The 18,832-nt window shown below is 72.0% G+C and carries 20 protein-coding genes and 3 pseudogenes; 16 read left to right on the forward strand and 7 right to left on the reverse strand.

Translation table 11 applies throughout. The annotated features are described in order from the left end of the window. Positions 1-4 precede the first annotated feature (4 nt). Positions 5-283, reverse strand: a complete 279-nt coding sequence (locus B9S57_RS17260) for a metal-sensitive transcriptional regulator (protein ID WP_103516466.1) — start codon at positions 281-283, stop codon at positions 5-7. Positions 284-368: 85 nt separating this feature from the next. Between B9S57_RS17260 and B9S57_RS17265 the strand changes: the two are divergent. Further along, positions 369-544, forward strand: a pseudogene (locus tag B9S57_RS17265) (ATP-binding cassette domain-containing protein); the annotation flags it as partial. A gap of 136 nt (positions 545-680) precedes the next feature. On the opposite strand, the gene B9S57_RS17270 reads toward B9S57_RS17265, so the two are convergent. Continuing rightward, positions 681-1,895 (reverse strand): low temperature requirement protein A, encoded by a 1,215-nt coding sequence (locus B9S57_RS17270; RefSeq protein WP_258036417.1) that lies wholly within the window; start codon positions 1,893-1,895, stop codon positions 681-683. A 334-nt stretch (positions 1,896-2,229) separates the two neighbouring features. Here B9S57_RS17270 and B9S57_RS17275 point away from each other — a divergent pair, with 334 nt between their 5' ends. Continuing rightward, positions 2,230-2,778, forward strand: coding sequence for a YciI family protein (locus B9S57_RS17275; protein ID WP_103516467.1), 549 nt, complete (start codon positions 2,230-2,232; stop codon positions 2,776-2,778). A gap of 220 nt (positions 2,779-2,998) precedes the next feature. Here B9S57_RS17275 and B9S57_RS17280 read toward each other — a convergent pair. After that, positions 2,999-3,151, reverse strand: a pseudogene (locus tag B9S57_RS17280) (helix-turn-helix domain-containing protein); the annotation flags it as partial. A 118-nt stretch (positions 3,152-3,269) separates the two neighbouring features. On the opposite strand from B9S57_RS17280, the gene B9S57_RS17285 reads away from it, so the two are divergent. Together B9S57_RS17285 and B9S57_RS17290 are read left to right on the forward strand one after the other, a co-directional pair. After that, positions 3,270-3,695 (forward strand): hypothetical protein, encoded by a 426-nt coding sequence (locus B9S57_RS17285; RefSeq protein WP_103516493.1) that lies wholly within the window; start codon positions 3,270-3,272, stop codon positions 3,693-3,695. 161 nt (positions 3,696-3,856) lie between these two features. Beyond that, complete coding sequence (locus tag B9S57_RS17290) at positions 3,857-4,873, forward strand: hypothetical protein (protein ID WP_103516468.1); 1,017 nt, start codon at positions 3,857-3,859, stop codon at positions 4,871-4,873. On the opposite strand, the gene B9S57_RS17295 is transcribed toward B9S57_RS17290, so the two are convergent. Beyond that, the gene (locus tag B9S57_RS17295; RefSeq protein WP_103516469.1) at positions 4,858-5,469 is read right to left on the reverse strand and encodes a TetR/AcrR family transcriptional regulator; all 612 of its coding nucleotides are present in this window, start codon (positions 5,467-5,469) and stop codon (positions 4,858-4,860) included. The two genes, B9S57_RS17290 and B9S57_RS17295, sit on opposite strands and share 16 nt — an antisense overlap. 108 nt (positions 5,470-5,577) lie before the next feature. Here B9S57_RS17295 and B9S57_RS17300 point away from each other — a divergent pair, with 108 nt between their 5' ends. The 4 genes from B9S57_RS17300 (at position 5,578) to B9S57_RS17320 (ending at position 9,865) form a co-directional block, all read left to right on the forward strand. Beyond that, entirely contained in the window at positions 5,578-6,606 is a 1,029-nt protein-coding gene (locus B9S57_RS17300) for an aldo/keto reductase (protein WP_103516470.1), read from the forward strand. Positions 6,607-6,836: 230 nt separating this feature from the next. Then, complete coding sequence (locus B9S57_RS17305) at positions 6,837-7,754, forward strand: DUF4429 domain-containing protein (RefSeq protein WP_103516471.1); 918 nt, start codon at positions 6,837-6,839, stop codon at positions 7,752-7,754. Between the two features lie 276 nt (positions 7,755-8,030). Beyond that, the gene (locus tag B9S57_RS17315) at positions 8,031-8,570 is read left to right on the forward strand and encodes a transcriptional regulator (RefSeq protein ID WP_103516472.1); all 540 of its coding nucleotides are present in this window, start codon (positions 8,031-8,033) and stop codon (positions 8,568-8,570) included. After that, a complete protein-coding gene (locus B9S57_RS17320; RefSeq protein ID WP_181011378.1) occupies positions 8,567-9,865 on the forward strand; it encodes an MFS transporter in 1,299 nt (432 codons plus the stop codon). Before B9S57_RS17315 ends, B9S57_RS17320 begins: the two co-directional genes overlap by 4 nt. A 97-nt stretch (positions 9,866-9,962) precedes the next feature. Here B9S57_RS17320 and B9S57_RS17325 read toward each other — a convergent pair whose 3' ends face one another. Next, complete coding sequence (locus tag B9S57_RS17325) at positions 9,963-10,433, reverse strand: ArsI/CadI family heavy metal resistance metalloenzyme (protein ID WP_258036418.1); 471 nt, start codon at positions 10,431-10,433, stop codon at positions 9,963-9,965. A 121-nt stretch (positions 10,434-10,554) separates the two neighbouring features. Here B9S57_RS17325 and B9S57_RS35530 point away from each other — a divergent pair. Further along, positions 10,555-10,716: pseudogene (locus B9S57_RS35530) on the forward strand (phosphotyrosine protein phosphatase); the annotation flags it as partial. A gap of 220 nt (positions 10,717-10,936) precedes the next feature. Next, a complete protein-coding gene (locus tag B9S57_RS17335) occupies positions 10,937-11,581 on the forward strand; it encodes a TetR/AcrR family transcriptional regulator (RefSeq protein ID WP_103516473.1) in 645 nt (214 codons plus the stop codon). A 278-nt stretch (positions 11,582-11,859) separates the two neighbouring features. Here the strand turns inward: B9S57_RS17335 and B9S57_RS17345 are convergent, their stop codons facing one another. Together B9S57_RS17345 and B9S57_RS17350 are read right to left on the reverse strand one after the other, a co-directional pair. Beyond that, positions 11,860-12,816, reverse strand: coding sequence for an endonuclease/exonuclease/phosphatase family protein (locus tag B9S57_RS17345; RefSeq protein ID WP_258036419.1), 957 nt, complete (start codon positions 12,814-12,816; stop codon positions 11,860-11,862). Positions 12,817-13,135: 319 nt separating this feature from the next. Beyond that, positions 13,136-13,834: a GDSL-type esterase/lipase family protein gene (locus B9S57_RS17350; protein WP_103516495.1), complete on the reverse strand. Its 699-nt coding sequence runs from the start codon at positions 13,832-13,834 to the stop codon at positions 13,136-13,138. A 58-nt stretch (positions 13,835-13,892) separates the two neighbouring features. Between B9S57_RS17350 and B9S57_RS17355 the strand changes: the two genes are divergently transcribed. The 6 genes from B9S57_RS17355 (at position 13,893) to B9S57_RS17380 (ending at position 18,832) form a co-directional block, all read left to right on the forward strand. Continuing rightward, positions 13,893-14,897 carry a hypothetical protein gene (locus tag B9S57_RS17355; RefSeq protein ID WP_103516475.1) on the forward strand — a complete coding sequence of 335 codons (1,005 nt, stop codon included), beginning with the start codon at positions 13,893-13,895 and terminating at the stop codon, positions 14,895-14,897. A gap of 36 nt (positions 14,898-14,933) precedes the next feature. After that, positions 14,934-15,179 carry a hypothetical protein gene (locus B9S57_RS17360; protein WP_103516476.1) on the forward strand — a complete coding sequence of 82 codons (246 nt, stop codon included), beginning with the start codon at positions 14,934-14,936 and terminating at the stop codon, positions 15,177-15,179. A gap of 255 nt (positions 15,180-15,434) precedes the next feature. After that, complete coding sequence (locus tag B9S57_RS17365; protein ID WP_103516477.1) at positions 15,435-15,962, forward strand: toxin-antitoxin system HicB family antitoxin; 528 nt, start codon at positions 15,435-15,437, stop codon at positions 15,960-15,962. A gap of 72 nt (positions 15,963-16,034) precedes the next feature. Continuing rightward, the gene (locus tag B9S57_RS17370; protein WP_103516478.1) at positions 16,035-16,880 is read left to right on the forward strand and encodes a DUF4097 family beta strand repeat-containing protein; all 846 of its coding nucleotides are present in this window, start codon (positions 16,035-16,037) and stop codon (positions 16,878-16,880) included. A gap of 141 nt (positions 16,881-17,021) precedes the next feature. Beyond that, positions 17,022-18,044 (forward strand): ATP-binding cassette domain-containing protein, encoded by a 1,023-nt coding sequence (locus tag B9S57_RS17375; RefSeq protein WP_103516479.1) that lies wholly within the window; start codon positions 17,022-17,024, stop codon positions 18,042-18,044. Then, a complete protein-coding gene (locus tag B9S57_RS17380) occupies positions 18,041-18,832 on the forward strand; it encodes an ABC transporter permease (RefSeq protein WP_103514014.1) in 792 nt (263 codons plus the stop codon). The genes B9S57_RS17375 and B9S57_RS17380 overlap by 4 nt, the downstream gene beginning before the upstream one ends.

Consider the following 18,832-nt stretch of genomic DNA (forward strand, 5'->3'; position numbering starts at 1 on the left):
CCGCTCAGGCCAGGGAGAGGAACAGTTTCTCCAGGCGGGCGCGCATCCGGTCCTTGTCGGCGGGTGACTGTGCCTCGTCGGCCAGGCACTGGTCGAGCCCCGTCGCGATGATGGAGAATCCGGCCCGGTCCAGGGCCCGGGACGCGGCGGCGAGCTGGGTGATCACGTCTTCGCAGTCCCGGCCCTCCTCGATCATCCTGATGACTCCGGCGATCTGCCCCTGGGCGCGGCGCAACCGGTTGAGGACGGACTTCAGCTCGTCGGCCGCCATGTCGAGTTGCACGGTTCCTCCTGGGTGACGCGTACCGGTTCGTGGAACACAAGAGTACCCCTGGGGGTATAGATCGGGGCTTTTCCTCCGCACGTGGGTGCACCCCGCACCCCCGCGCGAGGTGTACGGGGCCGGGGACAGTGCGGTGACCGCCCTGGACGGGGCACCCTGAGCCTGTCGGCGGGGAGCTTCACCGGCGTCATGGGGCCCTCGGGTTCGGGGAAGTCCACGCTGCTCCAGTGCGCGGCGGGCCTGGACCGGCCCGACCGGGGCTCAGCTCCGCCAGGCCGGCGGCCAGTGCCGCTCGCTCGGCTGTCGAAGTCGAACCGGCAGCGGATCACACCGGCCACCCAGCGCACGGGGGCGCGTTCCGCGATCCGGCCTCGGACCGGGTGGACCCGGACACCGGTTACCCGTGGTGGTCCCGCGGTGCTTCGAAGCGTGTGGTGGCCAGGAGGATGCCTACGGCAACGGTGCAGGCTGCGGCCAGACCCGCGAGGGGGACGGCCCAGTGGCCGGCGAAGCCGGCGGCCAGGACGAGAAGGGCGCCCCCGGGCAGGACCAGATTCTGCGCGACGCCCTGCTTGAAGTGGCGGGCGTGCACGACCCAGGTGGCGATCATGAACAGGGCGGTGGGTACGGTGACCGCCGCCGAGGCGGCCAGGGTCGAGATGTGGGCGTGGTGGGTCGCCTCTTCCACGGCGACCTCGATCCCCGCGCCGATGGCTGCGGCCGAGCCCAGGATCACGTAGTGGCCGTAGCCCCAGAGGAACGCGTGCCGGCGGGACGTCAGGTACTGGTGGACGGGGACGGCGAAGTAGATCCAGAAGGCGGCGAAGATGATGACCAGCCCGCCTGCCGCGATCGGCAGGAGCTCGTCCAGTGCCGTTGATTCGTCCAGGGCGGTCTGCACGGCCACGCTGGATGCCGCGATGGTCTCGCCGAGCATGATGATGGTGAACAGACCGTAGCGTTCGGCGATGTGGTGGGGGTGCCAGGTCGTCTGATGACGGCGTTCCGCGAACGCGGGCACCGCGAGCTCTGCGACGACCAGCAGCAGGAATCCCCACTTCCAGGCGGCGCCGGGCAGGAGGAGGAGGGCGACCCAGCCCAGCTGCACCACTGTCAGTCCGGCCGCGTAGCGCAGGGCCGCGCTGCGTGCCGCACCGGCTTCGCCGTGCGCGGCACGCAGCCACTGCAGGGTGAGCGCGACCCGAATGATCAGGTAGCCGACGACCGCGACGGTGAAGTCCGCGTCGTCGAAGGCGCGAGGGACTCCGGCGGCCAGTACGAGGACGCCGGACATCTGCACCAGCGTGGCGATCCGGTACGGCACGTCGTCGCAGTCGTAGGCGGAGGCGAACCAGGTGAAGTTCACCCATGCCCACCAGATGGCGAAGAACACGACGAGGTAGCCGGTGATCCCGTGGGCCGGGTCGCCCTCCGCGAATGCGTGCACCAGCCTGGCTCCGGCCTGTGCGACCGCGACGACGAAGCACAGGTCGAAGAGGAGCTCCAGCGGCGTTGCGCTCCGGTGCGGCTCGTCGGTGCGGCGGGCGGTCATCCGGACGAGCGGCACCACGGCCCGGCCGTGCCCCGCCCCTCTGGGACTCTCCTCGCTCATCCCTGCCGTACCCCTCCTGCTCGGCGCCCCCAGGTGCCGGGCAGCTTCCGTCAGCATCACCCAGGTCATGGCGGGCCGCAGCTCGGGAGCATGGCTCGGGGTGAGCCGCCGGCTGCCCGGCACCGGAGGAGGAGGCCGGCCGGGGTGCAGAGGACGACGCCCGCCCGCCCCGGCGACAGCGCGGCCGAGGACCCGGCTCCTCCCTCCGCCGGACCTGCTGTCGGCGCTGCCTGTGCGCCCCGCTCGGTGAGGTCACCCGAGAGTCCTCGGGCGTCCCGCGATCCGGCCTCGAATCCCGTGGACCCGGGCGCCCACCAGACGTGATGCTGGGGGCATGGAGTTCCTCTGCTACCACCGTGACCGCCCCGGCTCCGCAGTACTGCGCGAGGAGTTGCTGGAAGACCACTGGTCCTACATGGACGGGTACGCGAAGGAGATGATCGCCCGGGGCCCGACCCTCGCCGACGACGGCGAGACGCCCACCGGCAGCGTGCACGTCCTCGACCTGCCCCATCCGGCCGCCGCCCGTGCGTTCGCCTTCGACGAGCCGAACTACCAGGCCGGCGCCTACCGGGACGTGCTGCTGCGGCGCTGGCGCAACCTGCTCGGGCGCACCATGTGGGACTTCCCCGGCGGCGACACCGACGGCAACCGGTACCTGGTGCTCGGCCTCGGCACGGGCGATGCCGTCGACCTCGAGGTGCCGGCCGACCGGGAGGAGCTGATCGCCTACGGGCCGCTCCTGGCCGACGACGGTGCCACCTGGCTGGGCACGGCGGTGCTGCTCCGGGCGCCGGACCCGGACACGGCACGCGCCGTCCTGACCCCGGACCGGTACGCCGATGTCGAGGTGCACCACTGGCAGTTCGGCGGACGGAGGTGACCCGGGCCGCACGGGTGCGGGCCCGTCGACTCAACCGCGAGACCCGCACTTCGGCACTCGTTCCTGCTCAACGACCCGGTCGCGTCCTTCGCGCAGGAACACGAGGAAGCTCGGCTGTGGGCGGTCCCGGTGCGCCGTGCCGGGCTTCGCGCTGGTCACCCTTGACGGTGCGTGGACGGACGCGGACACGGACGACCACTGGGATCAAGCCAACCGCTATCTCGTCCGCGCGCGGGACGAGATAGCCCCTCGGCGGCCGGGCTCCCCGCTCCACCATCGCCACCTGGGACTTGGAGAAACCGATCTTCGCGCCCAGTGCCTCCTGCGACAGCCCCTCGCGCTCCCGGTGGAAACGCAGCAGCGCGCCGAACATCTCCGCGTTACCACTTCCAGGTTCACCGGAGTGCACAACTCCACCCCCTCAGTACACAAGAGTGCACAGTCGGCCTGTGGCGCTGGTCACGTTACGTGTGCGCCGTCACGCTTGGCTCATGGATCAGAGAAGTTCACTGGACCCGGTGCCCTGCTGGGTTCCCGCGAGCGGGCATGCGCTCCGGCGTGTCGGTGTCCACTTCGACGCCGTGCGCGTGGCCGGGCTTGTGGGTGATCAAGTGGCGTACGAGCTGATGCAGTTCACCGCCTTCCAAGCGGGCCCGATCGTGCGCTCCGCAGTCGGTGACCGGAGTACCTGCTTCCTGCTGCCGCCGCAGAGCGCCGCCGCGCGCCGGTGGCCGGCCGGGGCGCGGCTGATAGGGCGGGACCTCCGGTGCGACGCGTTCGTGGGGATTCCCGCGCTGGAGGGCCGGACCTGGCCGCTGGACTGGCGGTCGCGGCCGACCGGGGAGGTGCCGTTCGTGGAGGCGAAGCTGCTGCACGAGGTGGCGGTGGCCGTCCTGGCGGGGGTGGTTGGGCCGTGATCGATGTGTCCCGGCATATACGGAAAAGCACCCCGCGCCGTGCGGTACCGTAATCGCGTCATCACGTTCCGTGCACGCATGTGTGCGGGGCGGCCCCCGGAGGTGCTACCAACACCAGCCCGAGGGCCTTCACCCACGAGTGGATAACGAGGTCCACCGAGATGCTTCGGCATGCTATCGCGCCCTCCCGGCGCTACACGAAGGCTTCGCACGACGTCGTCCGCCATGCGCGACTGACCAGCGACGCGAAGATTCTGCTTCTGGCCGTCCAGGGGCTCCCCGGTGAGCAGGCCGCCCAGCCGCTCAGCGACCATGCCCGGAGGCTGGGCATCACGGGGCGGGCGTACCAGAAGTCCAAGGAGGCGCTGGTCGCGCACGGTTACGTCCATGAGTGGCGCGAGCAGGGTGAGCGCGGGCGCTGGGTGACGGAGCAACTGCTGTCCAACGTGCCCCTCACCCCCGGGGAGGCGGAGGCCTTGCGCCGGGCGCGGGCCGGGGGGTCTCCGAGTGAGCCGGAACCGACGGTCGGTGAACCAGCCGGTCGGGTGGTCGGTCGTCAACTACCGGTAGACGAAGAACAAGAGAAGAGCTATCCCCACCCACCCTCCGAAGCCCGGCCGGAAGCCGAACCGGAACGCCGGCCGGAAGGGGAGCCCGGGGCCGGGCTCGGTCCGGAGGCGGAGGAGGGGGAGCGCGTCCTGCTGTCGCTGCGCCATGTGCGGCGGGAGCTGTACCTCGGCGTGAAGGAGGCCAGGGGGCTGGCGGAGCTCGCGGCCCGCTGGTTGTCGCGCGGGGTGTCGGCGGGTGAGCTGCGGCGCGTGCTCACCAGCGAACTGCCACGCGACGGTGTGCGTTCGGCGGTCGGCTTTCTCCGCTTCAGGCTGCTGCACAAGATGCCGCCGGAGCTGCCCGCGACGGCGATCCCACAGGCCGCTCCTGCCCCACGTGCGCCGGAGCTGGTGACCTGTGCGGCCGCTCCCGAGGGTGAGGAGCACGTCTTCAGGCCGGTGTCCGACGAGACCGAGTGCCGTGACTGCCGTCGGCAGGCCGCGTGGGAGCAGTGGGAGCGGCACCGCGCCCTGGCCGACGCCGAGGCCGACTCCCTGTCGTGGCGGGAACGCTTCGCGAAACTGGGGGTGGCCGCCGACGGGGACGGGGCGGCTCATGCCGCCCCGTAACGCAGCCCGTCGACGAGCAGGGCGATCATCCGCCGGGTGTGGCCGGTCTTGTCCTCCTGGGCGGACAGGGTCAGGTTGCGGGTGGCGGTCAGCAGGTCGTCCGCGCTGATGTCGGAGCGGATCTCGCCGGCCGTCGCAGCGGTCTCGATGAGCCTGGTGAGCACGGGCATCAGGTGCTGGTCGAAGTAGGCCGGCAGGCTGTCGTAGGCCGTGTCCCCCGAGTGCAGGGCGGCGCTGAGTCCACGCTTCGTGGCGAGGAAGAGCGCGAAGCGCTGGAGCCACTCGGCGAGTGCGTCGGCGGGTGCGTACTGCGCGGTGAGGGGGGCCGCGGCGTCCGCGCAGGCGTCGACCTCGTGGCGGAAGACGGCGGCGATGAGGTCCGAGCGCTGGGGGAAGTGACGGTAGAGGGTGCCCGCTCCGACCCCCGCCTTCGCGGTGATCCGGCGTACGGGCGCGTCCACCCCCTCGACGAGGAACACCTCCGCGGCTGCGGTGAGCAGGGCGTCCGTGTTGCGGCGTACGTCGGCGCGCACGCGCTTGGGGGTCCCTGCCGCTGCCGCCCCGTCCTCGGCCGTCGGGGTCCTGTCCTCGCGCACGATGCTCCCTTGCAAAGCGGAACAGTGTTCCGTATTGTCATTGCTGAACGTTGTTCCGTTTTCAGCCTAGCGCCCGCACCACGTGTGGGCCAGAGCGCGAGGAGCGTCATGAAATACCGCACGCTGGGCCGGACCGGCATCAAGGTCAGCCCGTACTGCCTGGGCGCGATGATGTTCGGCGCCATGGGGAATCCCGATCACGACGAGTCCGCCCGGATCATCCACAAGGCGCTCGACGAGGGCATCAACTTCGTGGACACCGCCGACGCCTACTCGCGCGGTGAGTCCGAGGAGATCGTCGGGAAGGCACTCAAGGGCCGCCGGGACCAGGTCGTCCTGGCCACCAAGGCGCACCTGCCCATGGGGGACGACCCCAACATGCGGGGCAACTCGCGGCGTTGGCTCGTCCGTGCACTGGAGGACTCGCTGCGCCGGCTGGGCACCGACCACGTCGACCTGTTCCAGGTCCACAGGCCCGACCCGGACACCGACGTCGAGGAGACGCTCTCCGCGCTCACCGACCTGGTGCGGGCGGGGAAGGTCCGGCACGTCGGAGCCTCCACCTTCCCCGCATCGGACATCGTCGAGGCCCAGTGGGTCTCCGAGCGGCGGGGCCTGGAGCGCTTCCGGACCGAGCAGCCGCCGTACTCGATCCTCGACCGGGGCATCGAGCGGGAGGTGCTGCCCGTCTGCGAGCGCTACGGCATGGGCGCCCTGGTCTGGAGTCCCCTGGCCGGTGGCCTGCTCACCGGCCGCTACCGCAAGGGCCGCACGGCCGACACCCACCGGGCGACGTACGGCTTCAAGCACATGAGCGACGAGCGCCGACTCGACGCCGTGGAGGAGCTCATCACCCTCGCGCAGGACGCCAAGATGTCGCTGACGCACATGGCGACGGCCTTCGCGATCGCCCACCCGGGCGTCACCTCCGCGATCATCGGCCCGCGCACCATGGCCCACCTCGACGACCTTCTCGCGGGTGCGGAGACCGCGCTGGACGACGAGATCCTCGACCGGATCGACGCCATCGTGCCGCCGGGCACCGACGTCGGGCGGCTCGACATGGCCTACGACCCGCCCGCCATCGGGCAGGGCCGCCTGCGCCGCCGCCTGCCCGACGAGCGCACGGCGTCCTGACCCGGCGGGTGCCCGCCGTCGCGGTCTCAAGCGGACCGCGACGGGCCCGGGGCCGCTGGGGATCGGAGAGCACCGCGACCCTCTCGGCCATGGTGGAGCCGGCCGGTGGCGCCGCTGCGCAACGCGTACGTGAGGGCCGGGGCGAAGGCGGCTGACCGGGCCCGTGCCACGGCGGCGCGCGGGGCCGAACGGCCGGTCATACGGGCGGTGTGCCTGGCAGAATCCCCCGTATGGCGGACATCATCTCGCGCGACGGCACGTGGAGCTTCGACGGGGACGCGGTACGGATCGTCCCCGGCAGCAAGGCGCACCCGGTGCGGACGGCCCTCGGCGAGTTCGCCGTGCCGCTGGAGGCGGTGGCAGGCGTCTCGTTCGAGCCGGACCGCAAGGGCGGCAGGCTGCGCCTGCGGCTGCGCACCGGGGCGTGCCCGGTCCTGCGGGCGGCGGACGGACGGCTGAAGGACGCCTCCGACCCGTATCAGCTCGTGGTCGAGAGGGACCGCACGGGCGTGGCCGAATACCTCGTCGACGAGATCCGGAACGCCCTGCTCATCGAGCAGGTCCCCGACGGGCCCGTGGACCGCTTCCTGCTGCCCGGGCCGTCGGTCCCGGTATCGGGCGGCGGCGGGGACGGCACGGCGTCCTTCGACGGAGAGGCCGTCCGCCTCACCTGGAACTGGAAGGCGGAGGAATCGAAGGAGGTGACCGGAGCCGTCACCATCCCGCTGTCGGAGGTGACCGGTGTGCGCTGGATGCCCTCCATCGGGCTGGAGAACGGCTCCCTGCGCTTCGACCGGGGAGGCGCCGTGTCGGTCTCGCCCGCCAAATTCGACCCGTACTCCCTGGAGTTGTGGGGGCTGTCCAAGCGGGAGTACACGGCGGTCCTGGTCGCCGCCGCCGTCCTCGTACGCATACCGGCCGCCGCACTCGCCGCTCCCGCGGAAGCCGCTCCGGCGCTCGGGCCGGGGCCTGCCCCGGCTGCTGCCGAGTCCCCGGTTCCGGCTGCTGTCCCGGCATCCGCTCCGGCCTCCGACGACCATGACGTCCTGCTCCGGCGGCTCCGCGAGCTGGGGGAGCTGTACCAGGCCGGCATCCTCACCGACGAGGAGTTCGCCACGGCGAAGCAGGCGGTGCTGAAGCGGCTCTGAGGGGCAGCCCGGAACTGCTCCGCCTGCTCCGAGCTGATGCGCCGCCGACCGTCCGGGGGCAGCGGCGAGGAGGACCTGACGGGTGTGATCGACCTGCTGCTGCGCTGACCGGCGGTGTGCCGCACGGCAGCGTCCGCCGCCCCCTGCGGGGGCAGGCGGTGGCTCGCGTCGAGGCCGCGGGCCAGGTCCTCAGGCCCACATGCCGGAACAGGTTATTCCGGAAATTGGGGTGAGGGCCCCCTTGCTCAATGGTCAAGAAACGTTGACCATTGAGCCATGCCTACCGACGAACGCCCCGAGACGCTCCACGTCACCACCGCCGAACAGGTGCGCGCCGTCTCCAGTCTGACGCGGCATCGGATCATGGCCGTCCTCCGCTTCGAGCCCGCGACGATCACGCAGATCGCCGGCCGGGTGGGCCTCGCGAAGGGGAGTTCCAGCTACCACGTACGGCTGCTGGAGCGGGCCGGGCTGGTGAAGGTGGTGCGGACGAGGAAGGTCCGGGGGGTCACCGAGCGGTACTACGCGATGGCCGCGCGGTCGATCGTGCTGCCGGACACGGGCGAGGGAGGGCCGGATGTGCTGATGCGGCATGCGGTGGCGGACCTGGAGGCGGCGCCCTCTGCGGGCGAGCGGCATGTGCGAATGGCTCATCTGCGGCTCACCGAAGATCGGTTCGCCGAGCTGGGCGCCCGGCTGGAGGCGCTGGCGGACGAGTACCGGGAGCTGTCCGACCCTGCGCTTCCGGACGCGTCACTCGTCTTCGCACTCTTCCACCCGGCACCGGGCGGGCAGGCCGAAGGGGACGTCAGGTGACATCGGAGGAGAGAAGGCTGCCGGCCGGGTTCGGCCGGCTGTGGACCGCGCAGACCGTGTCCTCGCTCGGTGACGGGGTGACACACGCCGCGCTGCCGCTGCTCGCGCTGACGCTGACGCGGGATCCGATGGCACTCGCCGTCGTCACGGCCGCCGGGACGCTGCCGTGGCTGCTCTTCGGGGTGCTCGGCGGTGCGCTGGTCGACCGATGGGACCGCCGGCGCACGATGTGGGCCGCGGACGCGGCGCGTGCGCTGCTGCTCGTGATACCCGCGGTGGCGGCCGTGGGCGACGTCCTGAGCATCCCGCTGCTCGCGGCCGTCGCCTTCCTGCTCGGCCTCGGCGGACTCTTCTTCGACACGGCCGCCACGGCCTATCTGCCGGATCTGCTCCGCCGTGACCCCGCCCTCCTGGAGCGCGCCAACTCCCGCCTGCGCGGGTCCCAGACCGCCATGTCCGGCTTCGCGGGGCCGCCCGCCGGCAGCGCCCTGCTGGCGCTCGGGCGGGCGGTTCCGCTGCTCACCGACGCGGTCTCGTTCACGCTCTCCGCGCTGCTCGTCCGTACGCTGCCCGCCGTGCCCCGGCCCGTGCCGGAGGCCCGCGAGTCGCTGCTCCGGCAGGCGCGGGCCGGAGCCTCGTACGTCATCAGGGACCGGGTGCTGCTCGGGCTCGCCCTCCGCCCGGCAGTCGGGAACATCTCCTTCCTCGCCGTGGAGACCGTCCTCGCCCTCTTCGCGCACGAGCGCCTCGGCATCGACACCTACGGCTTCGGCCTGCTCCTCACGGCGGAGGCCACCGGCGGTCTGCTCGGCGCAGGCACCGCCTCCTACCTCGGCCGGCGCCTCGGCACCGGCACTGCCCTGACCTGCACGGCCGCCGTCGAAGGGCTGGCCATCCTGGGCCTTGCCGCCGCCCCGAACCCGTACGCCGCCGGCCTGGCGCTCGCCGTCTGCGGGGCCGGCATGGGTGCCACGATGGTGCTCGCGCCCTCCCTCCGGCAGGCGATCGTCCCGGCCCACCTCATGGGACGGGTCGCCTCCACCTCCCGCATGCTGGCCATGTGCGCCGCCCCGGTCGGGGCCTTCCTCGGCGGCTGGCTGGCCACCGCCTACGACATCCGCACCCCGCTCTACGCCGCCGCCGTCCTCCTCCTGGCGATGACAGCCGTCACGGCATCCATGACCAGCAACCGCCGGGTGGAAGCCGCTCTGCGCGCCGCCGCCCCGGCCGACGGTCCGGATACCCGCCCGGCATCCGAGGAGCCCGCCCGGGAGAGTGCACCCGGCGTGTCGTGAGGGTCGCGCGGCGGGCGCCGGGCCCGGCCGGGGGTGCGGGTGTCAGCTCTCGTCATCCCTCCGCACGCCCCGGCGGCAGCCGCACCCCGCGCGCCGGTCAGCCGTGGCCGATGCCGGCGGCGCTCTCCGTGCCGCAGCATCCCTGCCCGGATTCCCCCGAGGGGGCGGAGCCGTCCAGGGCGGCGCTCTTCCCCATGCGGTCGGCATCGGCCTTCACGACGTAGACCTCCCACGGCTCCTTGCCGGGGCCGTGCACCCACACCTTGTCCTGGAGCGCGTAGCAGCACGAGGTGTCGTTCTCCTCGAAGGTCGCGAGCCCCGCGTCCTTGAGCCGGCCGGTGGCGGCCGTGACCTCCTCGGTGCTGTCGACCTCGACGCCGAGGTGGTCCAGTCGGGTCTCCTGGCCCGGCTCGCCCTCGATCAGGACCAGCTTGAGCGGGGGAGTGGTGATCGCGAAATTGGCGTAGCCGGGGCGGCGCTTGGCGGGCTCCACGCCGAAGAGTCGGGAGTAGAAGGCCACCGATGCTTCGAGGTCGGCGACGTTGAGTGCGAGTTGGGCGCGGGACATGACCGTCTCCTCGTGCTGGCTGCATTGAAGTCCTTCGATTCAAGGGTGGACCCTGAATCGACGAACGTCAACATAGAAGCATGTCGAAACAAGAGCGCGTGGTGCCCAGGACGAACCCGAGGGGTGCGGCGATGCCTGCCCCGTCTTCCCCGGCACCCGGTCCCTCGGCTGGAGCCTGGACGACCCGGCCGGTCAGGGGCTCGCCGCGGTCCGGCCGGTCCGGGACGAGACCGAACGCCGTGTCCGTGGTCTGCCGGCCGAACTGGGCGTCGTATCCGCCTGAACGGCACTCCCGGCTCGACGGGGCGGCTGCCGCACGCCCGTACGAGCGCTCACCGGTCCTGGCGGTCTGTGCCCGTCCGACGGCGCGGCGGGGTACGCAAGGCCGGGCACGACGGGACAATGGCGCACGCGCCATCCAGAGGCGCCCGAGCCCCTCCGGCCCTCGCGACCTGCTCGACGGTGCGAGCGCACACCGGTCAGGGGCAGACCAAGGAGGACCCGTGGTGGATGTCCCGGTGGACCAACTGACCGGTGTGGTCGACGGTGCGCGTGCGCGGGCCCGTGGGCAGCTCCTCGACGCCGGCCTGGAGCTGTTCGGGGTGTACGGCTACGCGCAGACGTCGGAGCAGGCCCTGTGCGACATGGCCGGGGTGCCGGTGGAGGTGCTCTGGGAGGAATTCGGCTCCCGGGAAGGCCTGTTGACGGCGCTGCACAACCAGATCACCACCGCCGGACTGCGGGCGGCGGAAGTCGCGCTGCTCTCCGAGGGGATGGACGACTGCCCGATGGCGCAGCGCTTCCGGCGGCTGTTCGACGCCTATGTGTCGGCGGTGACCCGGGACCTGCGTGAGGCGCGGGTGACCTTCGTCGAGGTGCTGGGTGTGAGCCCGGCGGTGGACGCGCACTGCAAGCGGTGGCGCGACCTGTGGACCGACTTCCTGACCGGTGAGGCCGAGCGCGCGGCGGTGCGCGGCGAGGCTGAGGAGCGGGACCACAGGGTGGTGGTGATGGTGATGGTCGGTACGGTCCACGAACTCATGGCCCACCATGCGCGCCGCCCGCGCAGGGCCCGGCCGGACGAGGTGTCGGAGGAACTGACCCGGCTCGGCCTGGAGATGCTGGGCGCCGCGCCCAGGACGGAGTAGCGGACGACCGAGGCGGCCGCCGGCCGCTCGCGCCGGTGGTCCCGGCCGTCGGCCCGGTGGAGCCGTGCGGCCGCGGCGCTACCGCGCGACGCGGTGGCGGAGGTGGACGGCTCGTGAGTCGAGTGTGCGCTTCTCCAGCAGTTCGAGATCCACCCGGCGCTCGGCCCTTGGATGGAACGGAGTTCCGCCACCGACCGGTTGAAGTCGCCGTCGGGCCCGGCGACGTAGCCGTCGAGGGAACCAGGGGACCGTCTCCACGGCGTGGAGCGAACCGGCCCTCAGAGCCGGATGCGGGCCGCCACCGGCAGGTGGTCACTCGTCGTGGCGGGGAGCGTCCACAGGGCGGTGACCTGCGAGGAGCGCGTCAGGATCTGGTCGATCCGGGCCAGGGGCAGACGCGCCGGCCAGCTGAAGGCGAAGCCGGTGTCCGGCCGGTTCATCAGCGAGGTGACGGGGGCCAGGCCGCGGTCGTCCAGCGTGGCGTTGAGGTCGCCGAGGAGGATCACCCGGTCCAGGGGCTCGTCGGCGAGGGCCTCTGCCAGGAGGGCGGCGCTCTCGTCCCGGCGCCCGGAGGCGAGCCCCGTCGTCGGGCCGATCCGGACCGAGGGCAGATGCGCCACGTACACGGCGACCTTCCCCTCCGGCGTACGGGCCGTGGCCCGCAGTCCCCGGTCCCAGCCCTCCCCGACCCCCTCCGGCCTGATGTCCACCAGCCGTACGCCGGTGAGGGGGTGCTTCGACCAGAGCCCGACCGTGCCCCGCGTCGCGTGGTGGGGGTAGACGGAGGCCAGTGCCGCTTCGACGGCGGGCAGGGCCGGGGCCGTCAGCTCCTCCAGGGCGATGAGGTCGGCGTCCGTCCCGGCCAGCGCCCGTGCGGTGGCGCCCGGGTCGGGGTTCACGTCGCTGAGGTTGTGCTGGACGGCGGTGAACGCGCCGTCCGCTGCTGCCCCCGTGACGACCATGCCCCCGAAGAGGCTCAGCCAGGCGACGGCGGGCAGCAGCAGCGCGGCCGCCGCCAGGCGGGAGCGGCGCAGGACCGCCGCGGCCAACAGGGCGGGGACGGCCAGGCCGAGCCAGGGGAGGAACGTCTCCAGCAGACTGCCCACGCGGCCAGGGGTGTTGGGGACCAGGCCGGGGAAGACCAGCAGGACCGCCACCAGGAGGCAGAGTCCGGCGACCACGCGGCCCCGCTTCCGTCCTCCGCGCCGCGGCTGTGTGTCCGGTTCCTTCGTCACTCGCGCATGCTCCCGTCCGGACGGCTCCCGTGAGGTCCCGCATGTCTGGAGGACGCGGCGCCTCCTCGGCCCGGTTCCGGGAGGCCTGATGGTCAGCGGTCGTCCTTACGATGGTGATGATCGACAGGATCGCCAGGACGAAGCGCATCGAGGTGGTGTCATGACGGGGACGACGAGGTCGCGGACACGATGATCGGAGTGCTCGCCTCGGCCGACCCGGTCGCCTGCCTCCCCGCGACGGGCCCGGACGGCTTCCGTTACTGCCCGGAGGTGTTCCACGACGAGGCGGGCGACGTGTTGTGACACGGCCCGCAGGTGATCAGGCGGTCGCCAACGCTCCCGCGTACGGGCCGCCCACGCCCCAGGCCTGGTGCATCGCTTCGGCGAAGGCGCCGGCCAGCTTGTGCTCGCCGGTGGGGCCGGGGTGGGTGCCGTCGTAGGTGTCCGCGTGGATGTCGTAGCCCGCGGGGTGCGAGGCCAGCAGGACCGGGGACGAGGGACCGTCCAGGTCGGCCACCGCCTTCGCGAGCAGCGTGTTGAAGCGGTCGCACTCGGCGGAGAACGGGGCGTCGGACTCGGCCCTGACGTTCGGTATGACGGGGAGCAGCACCAGCCTGATGCGCGGGTTGGCGGCGCGGGCCGCGGTGATGAACGCCCGTACGTTCGCGGCCGTCTGCGTGCTGTCGGTGTAGAAGCCGAGGTCTATCAGGCCGAGGGAGACCAGCAGGACGTCGGCACGGGTCGCCGTGACCGTGTCCGCGATGACGGGCGCCATGTGGAGCCAGCCCTCGCCCCACCCCGCGAGGTGCCGGCGCGCGGGTGCGGGGAAGGCCGGATCGCCGTAGTCGTGGGAGAGCGGGGCGCCGGCCTCGGTGTCGTACAACTCGGTGCGCGGGCCCGTGATCGCGTAGCCGCCCTCGCCGAGGGTCGCCTCGAGGTGCTGCCACATGCGGTAGCGCCAGGTGAAGTCGCCGGAACGCCCGATGGTCATGGAGTCGCCGACGAAGAGAAAACGCATGGCGACATCATGGCGGATCACCGCTCCGGCCTGCGACGTGACAGTGGACACTTGTGGGATGAGATCGCTGCTGACCGTCTCCGCCGCCGCTGCGCTCCTGCTCCTGACGGGGGCGGTGCCCGCCGCCGCGGACGACGGCGACCGGCCGGACCGGACCTTCACGATCGAGGACTCCCGGATCACCGAGTCCAGCGGGCTCGCCGCGAGCCGGATCCACCCGGGGGTCTACTGGACGCACAACGACAGCGAGGACGGCCCGTACGTCTACGCCATCGACTCCCGCACCGGGAAGACCGTGGCCACGATCACGATGGAGGGGGTGGGGGAGCCCCGCGACGTGGAGGCGATCTCGCTCGGCCCCGACGGGAATCTGTACGTCGGCGACATCGGCGACAACCTCGACGGCTCCTGGGACCACGTCTGGATCTACCGCTTCCCCGAGCCGAAGCGCCTCGCGGACGCCACCGTGCGGGCGACGCAGTTCGACGTGACCTACGCGGACGGGGCCCGCAACGCCGAGGCGATGATGGTGCATCCCAAGACGGGGCGTGTGTACATCGCCTCGAAGAACGAGGACGGCGGCGGACTCTACGAAGGCCCCCGGAAGCTGACGACCGGCGGGAACAACGTCTTCCGGAAGGTGGGCGAGGTGCCGTGGGTGACGGACGGGGCGTTCTCGCCGGACGGCAGGGAAGTGGTCTTCCGCTCGTACTTCAGCGCCCGGGCCTACGCCTTCGAGGACGGCAGGCTCGGCGCCGACCACGCGGTGAGCGTCCCGCTCCAGGGGCAGTCCGAATCGGTGACGTACACGGCGGACGGCTCCGCGATGATGTTCGGCTCCGAGGGGGAGGGGAGCGAAGTGGTGCGCGTGGAGGTCGAGGGCCGCGATGGCGGCGAACGCGGCAAGGCGCCCTCCCCGAACGGCGGGGGCGGCGGGGTCTCCCCGGGGGACAGCGGGGACGGGGACGGCGGGGATGCGACGAAGGGCACCGCGACCGGGGGCGCGGTGGCCGTCGTCGTCATCGTGCTGGCCCTCATCGCGGCCAGGCGCCGCCGCGGTTAGGCGGGGTCCGGCGGACGGGCGCGCGGGGCCGCCCCGATGGAGCGGCTCGCCGTCGCGCCGCCGGCGGCGCGGACGGGGCTGGAGGTCCGTGTGCGGGACGGAATCCGCGAGCTGTACGCGCCCGCCCGCGAGCTGCGGAACGCAGGGGTCGTCATCCTCTCCGGCGCTCCGGGTGAAGGCTGGCGGGTCCTGCACCGGGAGGGCCGGGCGGTCGGCCCGGACGACAGCGGGATCGAGGCGAGCGGGCCTGCGGGAGAGGCCGTCGAAGGCGTCGAGGGGTAAGCACCTGCCGCACGTCCGGTGGAGGGCGCCGGCGCTCCGTGCGTGACCGCCTGGTGTGCATCCAGTGGTGCCGCCTGTGGTGCCATCTGGTGCCACAGGAGCCAGTAAGGGCCCCAGAGGCACCTGATGGTGTCGGATTGACGCGGGTGAAGGACTGGGTATCTGTGCAGGTCAGAGTCGCTTGTCGGGCGAGGCGTCGCGAAGGGTGCCCGTCGGGGCTTGCGTGTGGTGCCACAATGATGCCACTATGGCGTCATGGACCTCACGCCGTATGTCGACAACCTTCGCCGCGAACTCGCGGTGGCCGCCGAGGCCGGTGGCGAAGAAGCCCGCGAGCTGGCGGAGCGGCTCACCGCTCCCCTGGAGTCGGCGACCCGCCTGACGATGCTCAACGTGCTCTCCGCCGCGATGGACGAGATCACCCGGGAGCTCGCCCCGGGCTCGGTCGACGTACGGCTGCGCGGGCTCGACCCGGACTTCGTGGTGACACGGCCGGCCGATGAGCAGGCGTTCGAGGGGAACAGCCGCCCGGCGGAGCCGCTCAGGGCGCCGGTACCGGCCGACAGTGACGACAGCGGGACCGCCCGGGTCAACCTGCGCCTGCCCGCCCACCTGAAGGCGCGCGCCGAGGAGGCCGCGAACCGTGAGGGCCTGTCGGTCAACGCCTGGCTGGTGCGGGCCGTGTCGGCCGCGGTCGACGGGGGTCCCCCGTCGCGTACGGCGGAGAAGACCCGGACCGCCCCCCGCACCGTCGGGCAGAGCTTCACCGGCTGGGTGCGCTAGCCGCGCACCGGGCGCTCATCACTTCACCCACACCACGTCCTACCCGCGAGGACCCAAGAGGACGGGACAGCCATGCCTTCTTTCGACACCCCCGCAGCGATCTCGGTCACCGCTCACGTGGAAGCCGGATCCATCCGCTTCATCACCTCCGACCGTCCCGAGACCTCGGTCGACGTACAGCCCCGCGACCCGAAGAAGGACCAGGACGTCCGGGTGGCCGAGCAGACCGAAGTGCGGTACGCGAGCGGACTGCTGACCATCCGGACGCCCAAGCAGCGTTACCTCGTCGGTCGCACCGGCACCGTCGACGTCACGGTCGAACTGCCCGCGGACTCGCAGGTGGACATGACCGGCTCGTGGGCCCAGGTGCACGGTGAGGGCCGGTTCGGCGAGGTCCGGGTGAAGACCTCGTCGGGTGACGTCCGCCTCGACACCACCGGGCCGCTGCACCTGACCGCGTCCCACGGCACCATCACCGTGGACCACGTCGCCGGGTCCGCCGAGATCACCACCAGCTCGGGCAGCATGCGCGTCGGGAGTGTCGACGGACCGGCCGTCCTGAAGAACTCGCACGGCACCACCGTCGTCGGCCACGTCCTGGGGGACCTGCGCGTGAGTGGCGCCAACGGCGACATCCTGATCGAGCGCGCCGATGCCTCGGTCTCCGCCACCACGGCCCACGGCACCCTGCGCGTCGGCGATGTCGCCCGTGGCACCGTCCAGTTGGAGACCTCCTACGGTGCCATCGAGATCGGCATCCGGGAGGGCTCCGCCGCCTGGCTCGACGCCGGCTCGGGCGCCGGGCAGGTGCACAACGCACTCACCGAGTCCGACGCCCCGGAGAGCTCCGTGGGCACCGTCGAGGTCAGGGCCCGTACCCGGTTCGGCAACATCGAGATCCGCCGCGCGAAGGCCTGAACCGCCTGAACCGCCTGCACCGCCTGCACCGCCTGCGTTGTCCGGGCCGCCTGGGCGTCACGTCCGCGACCGGCGGCGGCCCGCCCTTCGAACCTTCACTCCCTTCATTCTCACCAGGAGGACTCCGTGCCTTTTTCTGTCATGCACATGTCCAAGCAGGGTGGTGGTCACCCTTCGCCCCCCGCTGTCTCCGCCGTCGGTCTGCGTAAGTCGTACGGCGACAAGACGGTCCTCGGCGGTATCGATCTGCGGATTCCGGCGGGTTCGGTGTTCGCGCTGCTCGGGCCGAACGGGGCCGGAAAGACCACGGTCGTGAAGATCCTTTCCACACTCGTCTCCGCGGACGGCGGGCAGGCCCAGGTCGCGGGGCACGATGTCACCACGTCGCCCGACGGGGTGCGCGCCGCGATCGGTGTGACCGGGCAGTTCTCGGCCGTGGACGGGCTGATCACGGGTGAGGAGAACATGCTCCTCATGGCGGACCTGCATCACCTGTCCAGGAGCCAGGGGCGGCGCGTGACCGCCGAACTCCTGGAGCGCTTCGATCTGGCGGAGGCGGCGAAGAAGCCGGCCGCGAGCTACTCCGGTGGCATGAAGCGGCGCCTGGACATCGCGATGACGCTGGTCGGCGGCCCCCGGATCATCTTCCTCGACGAGCCGACCACCGGCCTCGACCCGCGCTCGCGCCACACCATGTGGGGCATCATCCGCGAGCTCGTCACGGACGGTGTGACCGTCTTCCTGACCACCCAGTACCTCGAGGAGGCGGACGAACTCGCCGACCGTATCGCCGTGCTCCACGACGGCCGGATCGCCGCGGAGGGAACCGCCGACGAGCTCAAGCGGCTGATCCCCGGCGGGCACGTCCGGCTCCGCTTCACCGACCCGGCCGCCTACCGCTCCGCCGCCGAAGCCCTGGGCGAGGTCACCCTCCCCCTCACCCGGCCCCGCTCGAGCGGGGAGACCCCCACCGACGAGTCCCTGACCCTGCAGATCCCCAGCGACGGCAGCCAGCGCGACCTGCGCTCCGTCCTCGACCGACTGGACACCGCCGGCATCGAGGCCGACGAACTGACCGTGCACACCCCCGACCTCGACGACGTCTTCTTCGCCCTGACCAGCACCACCGACCAGCCGAACCAGCCGAAGGAGACCGTCCGATGAGTGCTGTGTCCCTCGCCGTGCGCGACTCGTCCACGATGCTGCGCCGCAACCTCCTGCACGCCCGCCGCTACCCGTCACTCACGCTGAACCTGCTGCTCACCCCGGTCATGCTCCTGCTGCTCTTCGTCTACGTCTTCGGCGACGTCATGAGCGCGGGGATCGGCGGCGGCGACGCCGACCGCTCCGACTACATCGCCTACATCCTCCCGGGCATCCTGCTCATGACCATCGGCTCCACCGTCGTCGGGGCCGCGGTGTCCGTCGCCATGGATATGTCCGAGGGCATCATCGCCCGCTTCCGGACCATGGCCATCCACCGCGGGTCGGTGCTGATCGGGCACGTCGTCGGCAGCGTCCTGCAGTCCGTCGCCAGCGTCGTCCTCGTCGGCGCGGTCGGCGCGGCCATCGGCTTCCGCTCCGTGGACGCCACCCTCCTGGAGTGGCTGGCCGCCTTCGGGCTGCTCGCCCTCTTCGCCCTGGCCCTCACCTGGATCGCGGTCGGGATGGGGATGGCCGGCCCGAACGCGGAGGCGGCCAGCAACAGCGCGATGCCGCTGATCCTCCTCCCCCTCGTCTCCAGCGCCTTCACACCGATCGACGCGATGCCCGGCTGGTTCCAGCCCATCGCCGAGTACCAGCCCTTCACCCCCGCCATCGAGACCCTCCGAGGACTGCTCCTGGGCACCGAGATCGGCCACAGCGGATGGCTCGCCCTCGCCTGGTCCATCGGCCTGACCGTCCTCGGCTACCACTGGTCGACCTCGAAGTTCAGCGACGACCCGAAGTAG

This window comes from Streptomyces sp. SM10 (assembly GCF_002910915.1).
Classification (GTDB): Bacteria; Actinomycetota; Actinomycetes; order Streptomycetales; family Streptomycetaceae; genus Streptomyces.